The 15,862-nt window shown below is 63.0% G+C and carries 9 protein-coding genes; 4 read left to right on the forward strand and 5 right to left on the reverse strand.

Features of this window, described 5'->3' with window-relative positions:
• Nucleotides 1-5: 5 nt before the first annotated feature.
• Nucleotides 6-4,862 carry a hypothetical protein gene (locus tag FBY10_RS19965; RefSeq protein WP_145337549.1) on the reverse strand — a complete coding sequence of 1,619 codons (4,857 nt, stop codon included), beginning with the start codon at nucleotides 4,860-4,862 and terminating at the stop codon, nucleotides 6-8.
• A 140-nt stretch (nucleotides 4,863-5,002) separates the two neighbouring features.
• On the opposite strand from FBY10_RS19965, the gene FBY10_RS19970 reads away from it, so the two are divergent.
• The 4 genes from FBY10_RS19970 (at nucleotide 5,003) to FBY10_RS31835 (ending at nucleotide 7,088) form a co-directional block, all read left to right on the forward strand.
• Nucleotides 5,003-5,293 (forward strand): DUF5629 family protein, encoded by a 291-nt coding sequence (locus tag FBY10_RS19970; protein ID WP_131700572.1) that lies wholly within the window; start codon nucleotides 5,003-5,005, stop codon nucleotides 5,291-5,293.
• Nucleotides 5,280-6,455: a lactonase family protein gene (locus FBY10_RS19975; protein ID WP_145337550.1), complete on the forward strand. Its 1,176-nt coding sequence runs from the start codon at nucleotides 5,280-5,282 to the stop codon at nucleotides 6,453-6,455. Before FBY10_RS19970 ends, FBY10_RS19975 begins: the two co-directional genes overlap by 14 nt.
• Nucleotides 6,456-6,611: 156 nt before the next feature.
• Complete coding sequence (locus FBY10_RS19980) at nucleotides 6,612-6,791, forward strand: hypothetical protein (RefSeq protein ID WP_145337551.1); 180 nt, start codon at nucleotides 6,612-6,614, stop codon at nucleotides 6,789-6,791.
• A gap of 171 nt (nucleotides 6,792-6,962) precedes the next feature.
• Nucleotides 6,963-7,088 (forward strand): hypothetical protein, encoded by a 126-nt coding sequence (locus FBY10_RS31835; RefSeq protein WP_256663561.1) that lies wholly within the window; start codon nucleotides 6,963-6,965, stop codon nucleotides 7,086-7,088.
• Here FBY10_RS31835 and FBY10_RS19985 read toward each other — a convergent pair.
• From FBY10_RS19985 to FBY10_RS20000, 4 genes are all read right to left on the reverse strand, one after another.
• Nucleotides 7,085-7,678: a glutathione S-transferase gene (locus FBY10_RS19985; RefSeq protein WP_131700575.1), complete on the reverse strand. Its 594-nt coding sequence runs from the start codon at nucleotides 7,676-7,678 to the stop codon at nucleotides 7,085-7,087. The genes FBY10_RS31835 and FBY10_RS19985 overlap by 4 nt on opposite strands.
• On the reverse strand, nucleotides 7,675-11,313 hold the full coding sequence (locus FBY10_RS19990) for an AAA family ATPase (protein WP_145337552.1): 3,639 nt from the start codon (nucleotides 11,311-11,313) through the stop codon (nucleotides 7,675-7,677). The genes FBY10_RS19985 and FBY10_RS19990 overlap by 4 nt, the downstream gene beginning before the upstream one ends.
• Nucleotides 11,310-12,551: an exonuclease SbcCD subunit D C-terminal domain-containing protein gene (locus tag FBY10_RS19995; RefSeq protein WP_131700577.1), complete on the reverse strand. Its 1,242-nt coding sequence runs from the start codon at nucleotides 12,549-12,551 to the stop codon at nucleotides 11,310-11,312. The genes FBY10_RS19990 and FBY10_RS19995 overlap by 4 nt, the downstream gene beginning before the upstream one ends.
• Before the next feature lie 106 nt (nucleotides 12,552-12,657).
• Nucleotides 12,658-15,738, reverse strand: coding sequence for a hypothetical protein (locus FBY10_RS20000; protein WP_131700578.1), 3,081 nt, complete (start codon nucleotides 15,736-15,738; stop codon nucleotides 12,658-12,660).
• Nucleotides 15,739-15,862: the final 124 nt, after the last annotated feature.

A 15,862-nucleotide genomic window follows, 5' to 3' on the forward strand; every position in this document is an offset into this window, starting at 1 on the left:
GGATTTCAGCTGGGCAGCAGGCTTAGGAACAGGCGTTGGTCCAGCGGTGCGGTGATCGGGTTGTACAGGTCGCGCACGATGCTTCGGTTGTCTGCCTCGGCCTGGGCGATCAGGTCCTTGAGGGTGACAAAGCGCTGTTCGGGACGCTTGAGATGCGCCGCCGTATAAGCGCCCGGTGGGCTGTCGGCCTGGCTGTAGTGAAAGTGGGCATACCACAGCACCGTGAGACGGTTCTTCTCGCGCACGGCGAACTCCGACACATAGTCCTTGGCGGCGGTGCGTTGCGGGCCGTGGACCAGGCCGATATCGATCGCGGCATGAGCCCGCAGGAACTCGATGTTTTCCTGGCGCGGGCGTTGAGCCTTGTAGCCCTCGATGCAATGCTGGCGGCCTTGGCTGCGCAACTCGTCGGCGCGCAGGCGCAGGCGCTCGACGGTCTGGAGCACGTCCGGCTTGTCGGCCGTGTGGCTGGACAACTCGGCGGCGACGCTGTCGAGGCGCTCGGCCTGGTGCGCGAGCATGTCGTGCCAGTCACGCGGGTTGAGATCATCGCGACGCGTCGGGTCGCCGAGTTTCTTCTTCTGGAACTCGATGGAGCGCTCGAGGGCCGGCACTTCTTCCAGCAACCGTTGCGCCTGGCTGCGCAGCGTGGACAGCGCGGGGGCCTGGGGTGGCTCGACGGGGCGGCTGGGCCTGGCCTCGATAATCTTCACCCACCCCTCGTTGGGGTGCTCCATGAAGCGCCCGCTGACCTGCTGGGTAATGGGGTTGCGGGTCACGATGGTCGGGAAGGGCTGGTCACTTTGTGCCGGCTCCAGTTCACCGACCAAGGCGCCTTTGTCCCGTGACTTGAATACGCGTTTGGTTCTTGACGGGGATCGCACCGGTTTGAAGGCGCCCGGTTGCGGCGGCAGGAATTCATCTTCGCGCAGCAGCGCGGCCAGGTCGGCCTCGGCGCTGTCGCGCGCGGTGTACAAGCGCTCGATCAACAGCGGCATATGCCGCGGGTGCACCAGGGGCGAGTCGAGCTCCAGCAGGCTCTGGTAAATCTGCAGGCGCCGGTTGTAATGCCTGACCAGGTTGGCCAGCACCTCCTTGCGCTCGGTCGGGGTGAAACCCTCGGTGGTCAGCAGGTCCAGGTGTGAGTCTTCCAGGGAAGACAGGGAGGATTGCAGGTGCTCATGGCGGGCCAGGAAATACTGCTCCTGGGGCGTTGTGGCCGGGATCGTCTGGTCGATGCTCAACTCGGTCAGTACATCCAGGGATTCGAGGGTGGCATTGAGGCGGTTGTAGAACCGGCGCTTGGGATGCCCGTTGAGGTAGTTCAGGCGCTGGGCCGCGCCGGTTTTCAAGCGTGTGGCCATCGCCTCCAGGGTGTCCTCGATGGCGATCATTGCCTGGGCATGGCGCTCGGACACGGCGAAGTTGGTTTCCAGCAGGTCTTTGACATAGCGGATTGCCCCCGCGTCCTGGGCGCGGCTTTGCAGTTCGATCAGCGACTCACCCTGCTCGGACATGAACGTCGCCAGGTACAGGGACGACAGCTGGCTGACACGAATTTCATCGGTGGCCAGGATCGACTGGTATTGCTCCACGCACAGCCCTTCGTAGTCAAAGCGGCTGTCCACCGCCTTCATCCGGGTGTAGGCCTCGATCAACGTGCGCCGTTGTTGCAGCAACTCGGCGGCGGCCACGTCGAAGCGCTCCTGAAATGCCTGGAAGCCGGCCCTGGCCCGAGAGCGCTGAGCGACGCTGGCCAGGTGCTCGGCCACCCGCGTCGGGTCGTCAGGTGCGCCGCGCAAGCGGTTGCGGGCCAGGCCCAAGGCATTGTGGGCCTGCTCGAACTTCAGGCGGGCGGCATCCAGCACCTGGTCGATAGGCTGCAGGCGTTTGATCAGGCTGCTGACCTCATCACTGATGCGATTGATTTCATCCGACACTTGGGTGCGCTGCTGGTCGATCTGCGCCAGCTTGGCCTTGAGCCGGTTTTTCGGCCCGCCACCGCGCAGTTTCAGGCCCAGGTCCAGGCCCCATTGGCCACGGGCATTGCGTGCCAGTGCAAACCCCGGATGTTGCGGTTTTTGCGGGTGGATCAGCGTCACTTCGCCGAATTCCGGCACGATGGCGACCCGAAACAGCAGGCCGGCCACCGAGGCATGCCATTGCTGGTCGATGCGGTACAGCCCTTTGAACATGCCGACTTCCAGCGGCTCGGGCGCCGGCACCGGCCATGGCACCCGCAGCTCGCGCAGGGCATCGAGCAGTCGTCGACGGCTGGCGTCGCGGGCGTTGCAGTGAATGAAGTCGACCAGGGTCCGGTCGCCGGCCGGCGGCTCCGCGGGCAGGCCCACCGGCCCCAGTTCCACCGGTGTGGTCGGGTGTGGCGCAAGGCCTGTGGGGCGCTGCAGGGCCGCGAGGGTGGCCGGCAAGGCGGGCTCCGAGGGTAACTCGATGGTCGGGTGTTGCCGGGTGCCCATGTGCAGCAGGATCAGGCCGATATTGAGCAGCACGTCGACCCAGGCCAGCTCGCGGGCGGCGGCATCGTCGCCTTGCAGGGCGGCCATATCGTGCTGGAGGCTGACCGCCAGTTGCACCATCCAGCCGGCGACCATCGCCGGCCCGCGCAGCAGCGGCATCAGCAGGGCGTTGAACAACAACCAGCCCCCTTCGAGCAACACCGCCCAACGGCTTTCGGCATTGGACACCGAGTCGCGGTCCGCCAGGTCCACCAGCGCCCGGGCGTTGCTGCCGTAGAGATACTGGGTCAGGTTGCCGGTGGCCAGGCATTGGGCCAGGGAACCCTGGACCTCGTCGCCATTGGCGTCATGTGCCAACTGTGCAGGCGGCGGTGCTGGCCACTGTACCGTGTCGTCGCCCTGGCCGAAGCGCAGGATATGCGGGCTGCGGAAGCCATCGTGGCTGTAGATCGGCCGGGCCTTGTCGGTCATCCAGGCCAGCACGCTGTCTTGCAGCGCACCGGGTTGGGCGATGGCGTCGAACAGGGCCGCGCGGCTGGCGAATTGCTGCAACGCGTCTGAGTACAGCGGGCGGTAGAGAATGGACGGCCCGGCGTCGATGTCACGGGCCTCGACGATAAACATATTGCCGACGATATCCGGCACGGCAGCGGGCTTGCGGGCGAAGGCCAGCGGGCGCATCACGATGTCGAGGGTATCGACCACGCGCCCCGCCGTGCTGGCGTGCAGCACGGCCTTGACGTAGCGATAACCCAGGAAGCTGAAGCCCTGTTGCCCGCGAATCGCCAGTTCCAGGGCCTGGCGCGGCAGTTGCACCGTCAGCGCCTGGCCGAACAGCATCTCACGCCGGCGTACCTGTGGGGTGTCGCCCAGTAGCAGGCCGCGCAGCTGTTGCGGGTAGTCCCGGCCGATATCCACTTGGCGGATCAGGCCGGGCGTGCTGTGGAACAGGCCTTTTTCCCCGAGGATGTAGTCCTCGGTCAGCCAGGCCGGGAGGGCGGCCCCGGACGTGTCCTGCAAGGTCATGCGGCCGTGAGGCGCGGCGGCGAGGTTCTTGATGGCCAGCTCGGTCAGGCCCAGGGTCACCGGTGCCAGGTAGCCGCCGTGCAAGTCACCCACCGGGACGTGGAAGGTCAGCCGCAGGTTGTCCGGGTCCACGGTGGAGCCGGGGTGGTCGCGACGCATCTGCTCGCGCAGGGTGCGGGAGGCAAAGGCCGGCAGGCTCTCGACCCCGTCCAGGAACGACGCCCCGGTCTGTTGGCGCTGCAGGTGTGCCTGTTCCAACAGACCCTGGCGATAGGCGAAGCGCTGCTGGGCATTGGCGGTCTGCAGCCAGGCGGGCAGCGCCGTGTGGATGGCGTTCTGATGTGTCGGGTCGGGGGCCGGCGCAGCGATGAAGGCTGAGCTGGGGTCCGTCGCCTGGGCAAAACGCTGCTCCAGACTGCGCACGCCGTCGGAGGCGGGCAGGGCGATGGCTTCGAGGTCGTCCAGTTGCTGGTTGAGCAACAGGGCGGCCTGGGTATCGAAGAGATTGCCATCGGGCTCGTAGCGCCTGACCACCACCTTGTCGACCTGCAACCGCTGGCTCAGGCGCTGGCCCCAGGCTTGGGTGAAGGCCTCCAATGAGGCAAATGGCTCGACGCTGCCCGACGCCTGGCACAGCAAGGCCTGGTGGCCTTGTACCAACAGCAGGTCGCTGCTCAGCAGGCGAGCTTCGCCTTCCTGCCGGGTCACACAGGCTTCCAGGCAGTAAGCATGCACAAAGCCGCCGGGCCCCTCCTGGCGTTCGCGCCGGTCAGGCTGGCGGGTCAGGCTGTCCAGCATGTCTCGCGGCGTGCCGGCGGGCAGCAGGCTTGCGCTACTTTTGAGGGTATCCGCCAGCAGATCGCCGAGCCATTGCCAACGGCTGGTGGCCGTGTCGGCATCGCCGTTCCAATAGGTGGCCAGGGCTTGCTGAAAAGCGATGGGCAGGGTAAAGGCCAGGTCCAGGATCAGCCGTTCGATCACCGCCATGTCCGGCTCGCGCGGGCCATTGGCCTCAAAGGTCAAGCGTGAGGGCGGGCGCTGGGACAGGAAGCAGCGGCGCTGGTCGACCGCCTGGGTCAGGTTCAGGGCCGTGCCATTGCCCAGGTGTTCGAGGACCACATCGGTCAAGCGCCTGAGGTCCCAGCCGCGCCGTTGGTTGGGGATGGCCAGCTTGAGGGTGGACAGATCCAGATGCAGCGATGGGAACTGTTCCTGCAGGCGTTCGTGCAGGTGCAGTTCGACCACCTGGCGCAACGTCGGGCGTGTGGCGAACTGCTGGGAGACCGCCAGGGCGGGAGTGTTGCTGCGGTGTGCGAACTGCAGGGGCCCCGTCGGCGAGGCGATAGAAGTGTCTGGCATAGGAGATTCCGTTCTTTGGGGTGGTTCGCCCCCAGAATGGCAAGCGCCGGCCGCCGCGGTGCGGTAGCCCGCTATCGCGGCACGACGGCATCGCCGGATTGGCCTATCATCAGCGTTTTTTCCAGCGATGAATGAACCTGATGACTGCCGCCTCCCTGCTTACTGAACTCCAAACCAGCGACATGCTCGAAATCGATGGGCTGCATGCCTTTGATTTCACGCTCGACGATCAACAGCTGCTGATCAAGAGCATGGACGGTCGGGCCGAGAAACGCTGGACGTTCAGCCTGGCGCAAATAGAGGCTGCGACCTTTGATGACGCCTTGCAAAGCTGGACCCTCACCGGTGATTCGGGCGAGCACCGCCTGGTGTGCATGGCCGCCTTCACCGGCAACAATAACGACGAGGAAGACGAGCATGATGATGCGTAAATTCTGGCCGCTGCTGATGGCCGGCAGTGTGGGCGCGATGTCGGTGCAGGCTGCACCGGCTGACACCTATGAGTTGTTGGTGGGCAGCTACACCGCCGGCTCCAGCGAAGGCATTTATCGCCTGCAATTCGACAGCCGCACCGGTCAGTTCCAAGGCAAGCCGGTACTGGCCGCGAAGGCCGCCAACCCGTCGTGGCTGACGGTCTCAAAAGACCAGAAGCATCTGTTTGTGGTCAATGAGAACGGCCCTGGCCAGCAAGACCCGGTCGGTCGCGTGAGCAGCTACAGCATCGACCCGAAGAGTCATCAGCTCACCCTGATCAACCAGGTGCAGAGCCTGGGCAATGAGCCGACCCATTCCAGCGTCGCCGCGGATGGGCGTTACCTGTTCGTCGCCAATTATTCGGTGGTGGAAGACCCGGGCGGCAGTCTGGCGGTCCTGCCGGTGGACGCTGCCGGCAAGCTGTCGGCCCCGGTGCAGTTGAGCGGGCACCCGGCCAGTCGCGTCAATCCCGAGCGCCAGGCCTCCAACCACGTGCATTCGGTGGTGTCGTCGCCGGATGGCAAGTACGTGTTTGTGCAGGACCTGGGCGCGGACAAGGTCTTCGCCTACCGCTACGACCCCAAGGCCAATCACGAACTGCCGCTGACCCCTGCCAACCCGGCATCGGTGCCCTTGCCACCGGGCAGCGGCCCGCGCCACCTGCTGTTCAGCGCCGATGGCAAGCATGCCTGGCTGACCACCGAGATGAGCGCCCAGGTCGCGGTGTTTGATTACGCCGACGGCACGCTTCGCCAGACCCAATTGGTCGACTACGCCGCCGGGCAACCGGTGTCCGACAAGGCCGGCGCCGCACTGCACGCCTCCAGCGATGGCAAGTTCCTCTACGTGAGCAATCGCGGCACCGCCAACCAGATCATCGTATTTGGCGTGGACCCGGCCACCGCCCACCTCAAGGAGCTGCAGCGCCGCAGCGTCGAAGGCGACCACCCGAGGGAGTTCAGCCTCGATCCGAGCGGCAAGTTCCTGCTGATCGCCAACCAGAAGAGCAACGAAATCGTGGTGGTCGAGCGTGACCCCAAGACCGGCCTGCTGGGTAAAACCGTGCAGAAATTGCCGATCGATGCCCCCAGCGACCTCAAGTTTCTGGTGCGTCAATAAGCCACAGGCCTCGCAGTGCGGGGCCTGACCCTTAGTATTAATTGTATTAATAGCGGCTACTGTTTCAAAGCATTTCTAAGCTTCAACCCTCGGGCGTAAGTTGGGTTCCAAGGCCTTCCCCGGCCACCCAACCAAACGAATACAAGGGTTACCGACATGAACTTGAATCTCTTCTCCGTCATCGCCGCCTCCGCCGTTTCCGCCACCGTGGCCCTGCCTGCCGCTGCCAGCGTGGAAGTCACCGGCACAAAATCCAGCACCAGTGCCTACACCCAGAAATACCTGCAACAAAGCGCCAACTTCTACGCCGCCCTGGATCACAAGACCCAGCAATGAGCGCTGATTGACCCTGCACACAAGCAGACGCCAAACCACTGGAACGTAAGCGCGCGTTCGAGTGGTTTGGCGTTTGTGTATCTGTCAAAGAAAAAAATGAGGTAGTGGCGTATTGCCATGTGTTTAAATTGACGCTTAAATATTGACGCCCTCTTTCATGGAATCGACAGCATGGCATTTCGACTCGCCGCACTTATCCTCGCCCTTTATTCCACCCCGATCCTGTCATCCGTGCAGTTGTCGGACGGCGAACCGGAGATCGCCCGCGAGCGGTTGTTGAGCCTGATCGAAGGCTAAGCCTTCGCCATCACGCCGATAAACAGGGGGGATTGCAGGAAGTCTTCCAACCAGCGTTGCAACGCTTTGAACGGCGTACCGGCAAACCATTCGCGGTCCACGTGGGCAAACTGCCGTATAAACGGCGCAAGCGCCATGTCCGCCAGGCTAGGGTGGTCGGCCAGCAGATAGGCGTGTTGGGCCAGCAACCCCTCAAGCTTCTGCAAGAACACCTCGCCTTCGGCTCGATAGTGTTCCATCGGCTGCTCGGGGTAGCGTTCGGCGTACTTGTATCGATTCAAGTGATGTTTGAAGGTTGAATCGTTCTCGGCGATCAGCTCAAGTACCGCCGGATCTCCCTGCAATAACCAGTTATCCGGGTCGTGCCGGGCCAAGGCCCACCGCATGATCGCCAGGCTCTCGTCGATCACTTCGCCATCCACCACCAGCACCGGCACCGTGCCTTTGGGCGACAGCGCCAGCATCTCGGCCGGCTTGGCCTTGAGGCTCACCTCGACAATCCGCACCGCCACCCCCGAGTAGCGCAGCGCCAGGCGTGCGCGCATGGCATAGGGGCAGCGCCGGAACGAATACAGCAGCGCCTCGCTCACTTGACCTCCAGGGTGCTCAAGCCATTGCCCTGGCGCTTGACCTGGATCTGTACCGGGATGCGTTCGTGCATTTCCTGCACGTGGGAGATCACTGCCACTTTGCGCCCCTGGGCCTGCAACCCGTCGAGGGCGTCCATCGCCAATTGCAGGGACTCGGGGTCGAGGCTGCCGAAGCCTTCGTCGATAAACAGCGACTCGATCTTCAACGTGCTTGAGGCCATCGACGCCAGACCCAACGCCAGCGCCAGGGACACCAGGAACGTTTCGCCGCCGGACAACGAGTGCACCGAGCGCAGTTCATCGCCCATTTCCGTGTCCATCACCAGCAGGCCCAACATGCTGCCGCCGCGCTTGAGGCGGTAGCGGCGCACCAGTTGGCGCAGCTGCACGTTGGCGTGGTGCACCAGCAGGTCGAGGTTGTAGGCCTGGGCGATCTTGCGGAAGGTGTCGCCGCTGGCTGAGCCGATCAGCGCGTTCAGGCGCGCCCAGCGTTGCCACTCTTCATAGGCCTTGGTGATTTGCTCGGCCAGGGCGCTGTTGGCGTCCTGGCGACGCTGGTCTTCGGACTGGCGCGCGCGCAGTTCGGCGCAGTGTTTTTCGCCCTCGGCCAATTGTTGATTGAGCGCGGCCAGGGCGCCATCGAGTTGTTCGGCGTCCAGGTTGTCGTTGTGCAGGGCCTGGTGTTCGGCGAGGCGTTGTTCGCGCTCTTGCAGCAACACCTTGGCTTGCTCGACGGCTTTTTCGCTGCTGTGCAGATGCTGGCGCAGCGCGCTGATGTGCGCGTCATCGAAAGCCAGCAGACGCGCCAGGCCCTCGTCATCCAGTTCGGGGTGCAGGGCGCGCCATTCGTTGGTACGGGCCTCGAGGGTGTGCTGTTCGGCTTCGAAGGATTGCTGGCGCTCCTGGTGGGCCTTGAGGTCGGCGGCCAGTTGGATCAGCTGGTTGCGGATGTCCTGCAACTGTAGGTTGGCGTCGGCCTCGCTCTGGCGTGACTGCACCACGGCCTGTTCCAACTGCTGCTGCCAGTGTTCGGCGCTGGCGTGCTCGCCCAGCAAGGCACTGAGTTTTTCCTGGGCGGCCTGTTGCTGCGCTGCCAGTTCGGTAAATTGCTGGTTCAGGGCGTCGAGTTGCTGTTGGCGATGCAGCTGATGGGTGTGCTCTTTCTCGATGGCCTGCTGGCGTTCCTGCTGCTCGGCGAGCTCATCCTTCTGGTGACCCAGCTGTTCAAGGCGTTGGCTGACCTGCTGGTCCAACTGCATAAAGGTCGCAGCCGGGTCGCTGCGCAAGCCTTCCAGTGTGTCGGCGGGCAGCAGGTGGGCAAAGGCGGTGAGTTCTTCGTCGAGACGTTCACGGTCGTTGGACAGCTCGCGCTGCTGGTCCACCAGCAATTGGCGCGCCTGCTGGCTCGCGTCCTGGGCGGCTTGCAGTTGCTGCTGCAAGCGCCCGGCGTTTTGCTGCAGGTTGAGCAGGGCGCCCTGGCGTTGTTCGTCCTGGGTGATGCTTTGGGTCAGTTGGCTGAGTTGCTGGGCCAACCAATGGCTGCGTTTGGCTTCGTCCTGGTTGAACAGCGAGGCCGCCAGTGGGTGCGCGTCCAGGCTGGGCTGGAGCGTCTGCTGTTGGGTGACCAGGTGTTCCTGTTGTTGCAGGAATTCTTTTTGCTGGGCGATCAAACCGCCGACTTCACCACGCAGTTCGGTGAGTTTTTCCTTGAGGGTATCGACGGCTTTCTGCGCCGTGGCCTCTTCGTTGTCGTCGTGGCGCCCGAGGCTGTGCAGCAGAGCTTCGGGCTGGTGGTAAGGATGTTCATGGCTGCCGCACACCGGGCAGGGCTGGCCGTCCTGCAATTGCTCGCGCAGTTCCTCGACGCTGGCGCTGCGCGCCAGGCGCTGGCGTTCCAGCACCTGCTTGGTCACCGCCAGGGTCTGTTCGGCGACGGTAAGTTCGGCTTTGGTTTGCAGGCCGGTCTGGTTCAGTTGTTCGCGCTGCTGCGCGGCATCGACGAGCTTTTGCGCGACGGCAGCGGCTTGCTGGTCCAACTGCTGCTGGCTGTCCCACAGTCGAGTCAGGTCTTCGAAGGCGCGTTGCTGCTTGCGATTGTCTTGCAGCAGGCTGGCCAGCAGCTGGACCTGCTCGGCCACGGCGTGCGGCTCGGCACCGGCTTCCTGGTACAGCAGGTCCAGCGCGTCACGTTGTTGGGCGAATTTTTCCGCGGCGGTCGTGGCACGTTGTTCCAGTTGCGGCAGTTCGGCCTGGCCTTTCTTCAGGCGATTACCAATCAGCATCAGTTGTTGCAGGCGATCGCGGTAGGCGTTCCAAGCCTCGCTGAGCGGGGCGAGGGCGCTGCTGCGTTCAAGTTCGGCGGCCAGGCGTTGCAGGCGTTCGGCAACGTGGGTGTGCTTGGCCTGTAAGCCTTGGAGCAGCGTCTGGCCTTCGGCGCAGGCGGCTTCGTGTTGCTGCTTATCCTCGCTGCGCTTGGCCAGGTCCTTGGTCAAGTGGGCGAGGGTGTTCTGTTCGGCGAAGGCCTGATGCAGCAGCGGGGCGGCGTCGGTCTGTTGCTTCACGGCATCGGCCAACGCGGCTTGGGCTGAGGCCTGCTGTTGCAGGGCCTGTTCCTGACGAGTCTGCAACTCGGCCTGTTGCTCGATATGCGCCTGAATTTGCGTAGCCAGCGGCGTGAGCAAGGTGTCGAGTTCTGCCAGGCGCGCAAACTGATGTCGTTGCGGCGCCAGTTGGTCCAGGCGGCTCAGGTCTTGGCGCTGTGCCCCCTGGCTGTCCCACTCCGCTTGCGCGCGCTGCAACTGTTCGGTGGCACTGCGCTGGCGGTCCTGCCATTCGCGCAATTCCTTGAGCCAGGTGTGCTGCAACTCCAATTGCTTGAGTTGGGCCTGTTGGGTCTTGAGCTGTTGCTGGGCCGCATTGAATTGCTGGTCCAGCTCGGCGCGCGCTTCAGGGGCCAGGGGCACCACGCCGGTGGCCTGGTCCTGCAAGTGTTTGTGCGCGTCTTTGGCCTCCTTGGCCTTATCGAACGCGCGGCGGCCGAGCTGGGTGTACAGCGCGGTGTCGGTGAGCTTTTCCAGCAGTTCGCTGCGTTCGTTGTCATTGGCCTTGAGGAAGGCGCTGAACTCACTCTGGGCCAGCAGCACGGCGCGGGTGAACTGCTCGAAGTTCAGGCCCAGGGCCAATTCCAGCTGGGTCTTGTATTCGGTCTTCTGGCTGGCCAGCAGTTGGTCGCTGTCCAGGTCGATCAGGCTTTGCCGACTGTTCTGCAACTTGCCGCTGGCCTTGTCGCGGGCGCGATTGGCTTCCCAGCGCGCACGGTAGCGACGGCCGCTGACGCCGACAAAGTCAACTTCGGCATAACCGCCACCGGTGCCGCGACGGATCAGGGTGCGTGGGTCGCCGATGGAAATATCGCTGTCGGCATCCGGCATCTTGGCCTGGCCGGTATCGCCCAGACGTGGCACGGCGCCAAACAGCGCCAGGCACAGGGCATCCAGCAGGGTACTTTTACCGGCGCCGGTCGGCCCGGTAATGGCGAACAGTCCGGCGCTGGCCAGGGGCTCTGCGGTAAAGTCGATCTCGAACGGCCCGGCCAGGGACGCGAGGTTTTTCAGGCGGATGGCGAGGATCTTCATGGCTGTTCACCTGCCTGTTGCACTTCCTGGAGCAGCACGGCGAAATCTTTCAAGGTCTGTTCATCCACTTCACTGCCGTAGCTGTCCTGCCAGGCGCGGCTGAACAGCTCCTGGGGCGTGAGCTGGTCGAGTTCGATCAGGCGCTCATCATCGGTGGTGTCGCTGCCACGTTTGCCGGCGTACTCGGCAGCGATGCGCACCAGGCGCACGGCCTTGCCTTGCAGGGCGGTTTCGATCTGTTGGCGCAGGTCCGGTTGCGGCTCGTCGAGGCGCACGCGCACTTCCAGCCAGGGGTGGCGCTGGGTTTCGGCGAGCAGGTCGATATCGGGCAAGTCCGCCAGGGCCTTGAGGATGTCGGCCAGGGGCGCGGCTTCCAAGCGTTGCAGGTTGACCGAACGGGGAATCAGCAGCGGTTCGACGCTGACCAATCGTTCGCCCTGGAACGTCACGTCGAGAATCTGGTGCTTATAGCCAATTTCGGAAAACGACAGCGGAATCGGCGAACCGCTGTAGCGAATGCGCTCTTCGCCATTGACCTTTTGCGGCTTGTGCAAATGGCCGAGGGCAACATAGCCGATACTTTTGTCGAACAGTTTGGCCGGCAGCGCCTCGGCATTGCCGATGATCAGGCTGCGCTCGGAGTCTTCCGACACTGAGCCACCGGCCATGTGCGCATGGCTGATGGCAATCAGCGCCTGGCCTTTTTTACGCTTGGCGTTAGCCGCGGCGATCAACCATTCATGCACCTGGCCAATCCCGTGCAGGTAATCATCGCCCAGGTGCGCACCGGTAACTTCCGCCGGGCGCAGGAACGGCAGCGCCAGGCACCACGCGGCGACTTTGCCCTTGGCATCCGGCAGGGGAATCAGCAGGCGTTCTGCGTCCAGCTGGCCGTCGTCCAGCCATAGCACGCGGCCCAGCGCATGGGTGCGCAGGCGCCGCATCAACGGCGCGGGCAGTTCGATCCGCGAGCCGGAGTCGTGGTTGCCGGCAATCATCACAATGGTCAGTTTCGGGTTTTGTTCGTGGGCGCTGATGATGAAGTCATACAGCCGCTCCTGGGCCTTGAGCGGCGGGTTGACGGTGTCGAAGATGTCGCCGGCGATCAACAGCACATCGGGATGCTGGGCCGCGATCTGGCGCAGCAGCCACTCGAGGAAGCAGGCGTGTTCGAAGTCGCGTTCCTGGCCGTGGAGGTTTTGGCCAAGGTGCCAGTCGGAGGTGTGGAACAGACGCAAGGCGAACTCCGTGGGGAAGCTGAAAAGGGGGGAGTTTACCTGTAAACCTGGAGGAGAGGGCTGATCGTTCCCGGGCGAGGTGGGAACGATCAGTTGTTTCAGTTAGTTACCGTTCTTTCATCGTGACATGCCCGATGTAGAAGTCATTCCCGTCGCCACTGGAGATCGTGTTGTGTAGACCAAGCTTTACCGAGCCTGTGACCGGCGCGGTATAGACACCAGTGCCGGTGCGCCAGATCGTCTGTCTTTGTGTGTTCACGGCTGAGCCGATAGCGCTGCCACTGACGGTGAGATAGATATTGGTTGCGTTTGCGCCCGTGGCTCGTATCGCGCGCAGTGAAAAGCTCAAGTCATAGGTCTTGTTGGCTTGTACCTGGACTGTATACGCGATGACCGGCCCGGAAAAGTTGTAAGGCCCGTCGGTATATGAGCCAATCCCAAGCCCTACGCCTTCGTTGGCGATGTTGTTTGTGTCTCGGTATTGTCCATCTGGGCTCCAGCCGTGCCAGCTGCCGGTAGTGAAAGGCCATTCCATCGACAGCTTGCTCCGCTGCACAACGGTGTATGTCGTGATCGGAAAGGTGACGATGCTCTCGGCATCCAGGGTGCCATCGAACGTTGCCTGGAACTTCACATGGATGGGACTGTTGTTGGGGATCGACTCCAGCCAACTGCGCGGTACTGGCAGGTTGTGCAACCCATTCGCCGCCTCCGCTGAGGTAAGCGGGTGTGCCGTCAACAGGTTCAAGTCATCTACGCCTGCGCTGCTGCAGGTCAGCCACACCCAATCGCCCGCCGCACTCAGGGGCCACTTGGCCACGGCGGCGGTCGCATCGCCGGCAATGGTGTTGAGGTTCAGCGTTCCGCCGGGGGCGATGTCGTTGATCCTTGGAAAGGGAAGTGGATTGGGCGTCAGCTCATCAAACGCCAGTACCCGCAAGTCCAGTATCTCGGAGTTTGTGAGGGCACCCTGGCGGTGGACGCTATAGCCCACTCTGAGTACCTGCCCCAGATGAGCCGCGATATTCCTGCCGGAGGCATAGAAATCAACATACCCCAAGGACGGGTCGCCGGGCTTCGGTTTGATGGCCGGTATCGCGAAACCGGGCTTGCCGAACAGGAAGACGGTGATGTCATCGGTATAAAGCATCGGCGCATACCTCACGCGGATGGTGAATACCGCCGCTTGATCGATATGCAACGGATTCATCTGCGCACTCGTCGGGCCTGTCTTCGTGGCCTCCAGCACTTCAGGTACATCCAAGGTCAGCATGGCACCGACTTTCATCACGACGGCATGGGATAATCGCGTGCGCGCACCCGGACGGGTGAGGGTGTAGTAAATGCGCGCCGATCCGTTGAGATTGGCCAGAACATACTGGCGCTGGACGTTAAATGGCAGATCGCGGCCAACCCAGTGCGGCAATACCTGGAAGATGATGGGGGGCGCACTGCCGCCGCTGGCGCTACCTTCGAAGTACAAGGTAATGATGTCATCTTCTTGTATATCGGTGTGTGCCCGGACCAGGATGTGTGCGTCACCGCTCGACTGGTCTGGATCGAACACATACTCGGGGGGCGGTGCCTGTTCCACGAATGGTTCAGGCAACGAAGCCTGGGGTAATCCGACATCGAGCAGCAGATCCTGCGAGGGACGAGTTCCTTGGGCGTTAGTGGCGGTATAAGAAAGCCTGAGGGTACCGCCTTCGAGTTTGGCGATATCGCCGTTGACCCCGTTCGCCAACCGGAAGGTGATAGGCCCTTCGCCGGCCGCTTTGTAAACCTCGCGGTAATACCGCGAACCGTTGGCATACACGCCAACCAGGAACAGAGTGACCAGGTCGAAAGGATCCTGGCCTGTGTATTCGTCAATTCTCACGGTGACATATGCCGATTCCGGCGGCAGGGTGACGCCGTCCGGCGCCTCATCCACGCGAGGTGCTGGCAAGCTGATGTTGATCGGTGTGCCGGTGACCTGCACGATAGTCGTGTGCGAGCGCCGGTTTGGAACGCCAGCGCGTATGCGCTCATAGGACAATTGCACACGCCCGCCCACCAGTGGCGCAAAATCCTCGAACGGGAAGGGGATGCGGGCATTGCGCCCGGTGACGGTGACGCGGTGTTCGTAGTAGGTGGTGACGCTCGCCCCCTGCGCATTGCGGCCAATAGCCCTGACCCGAATCAGATCGCCGACCACATAGTCAAAGCGATGAACGGAGACTTCGATGGTGGCGTCTGCCCCCATCTGCTCGTCCACATCAAGGACGTCCGCAGGTGCTTCGTAGATGTAGCACTCAGGCAGCAGCGGTTCGGCGCCATCATCCAGCTCGACCTCGATCAGCACCGCCGGTGACCAGCCTGGGGAATAGTTACCCACCTCATCGACGACTTCGTACTCGCAGACGTGTGAGCCGCTGCCGATCTGCGCCCAGGTGCCCGCATACACCCAGATTACAATCGGCTCGCGGCCGGCCGCCTCGCCTTCGGTGATCCGGTGGTTGAGGATAAATCCGCCAATGCTCAGGCGAATGCGGTCCCGCACCGTGCGGTGGGTGTTGGCGGGCCTGTTGATGTCGAGGGGGTAGAAGGGAATTGTCACCTTCACCCCCAGACCGGCTGCTGTTTCATCGACGAAGTCGGTATCCGGCTCGGGCGCGCCAAGGTTGGAATGCCACGGTTCGCTAGGTATCGGATCCGGCCCGGCAGGCGCTACAGTGTCGATTTTGAGCCTGAAGCGGCGAGTCTCCTCCGTTCCGCCAAGCACTCGCGTAACCCGGAAAAAAACCGGTTCCACGGGGCCGTCTGTAAACCGTGTACGGGGGATGTACAACGGGATCTGAATGCCCTTGTCGGCTTGTTCCTTGGTCACCGTGTGAGTCGCTACGGGTGTGATGACATCGCGGTAGAACAGCTCGATGAAATCCAGTTGCGTCATGTCCAGATAGGGCAACAGGATGCACAGCAGACCCTCGTCGCGATGGTTGTCCAGGGCGGCCAAATTGATCCCACCGTCGAAGCCGACCACAGGCGTGGTCATGCCGGGGATGTAGAGTGGGAGCTCGGAAAACGGCACGGGGGCATGGTATTCGGGGGTGGTCAGGTCGAAAAAGTCGTCAGACCCAGGTTCAGGATGTAAGGGCGAGCGTACGGCAGGCAGCCGCGGGTTGGAGAGCTGTTCTTGATCCATGGTCAGGCGTCCTGTGAGTAGCGAAATGACCCTTACCGGCGAGTGACGCGCGGCAGGTCGTACACAGGATTTAGCGTCAAATAGATGCGATTCAGCACCTGTCAGAGTTAACAGTAGCGACGAG

It is taken from the genome of Pseudomonas sp. SJZ103, assembly GCF_007828335.1.
Lineage (GTDB): Bacteria > Pseudomonadota > Gammaproteobacteria > Pseudomonadales > Pseudomonadaceae > Aquipseudomonas.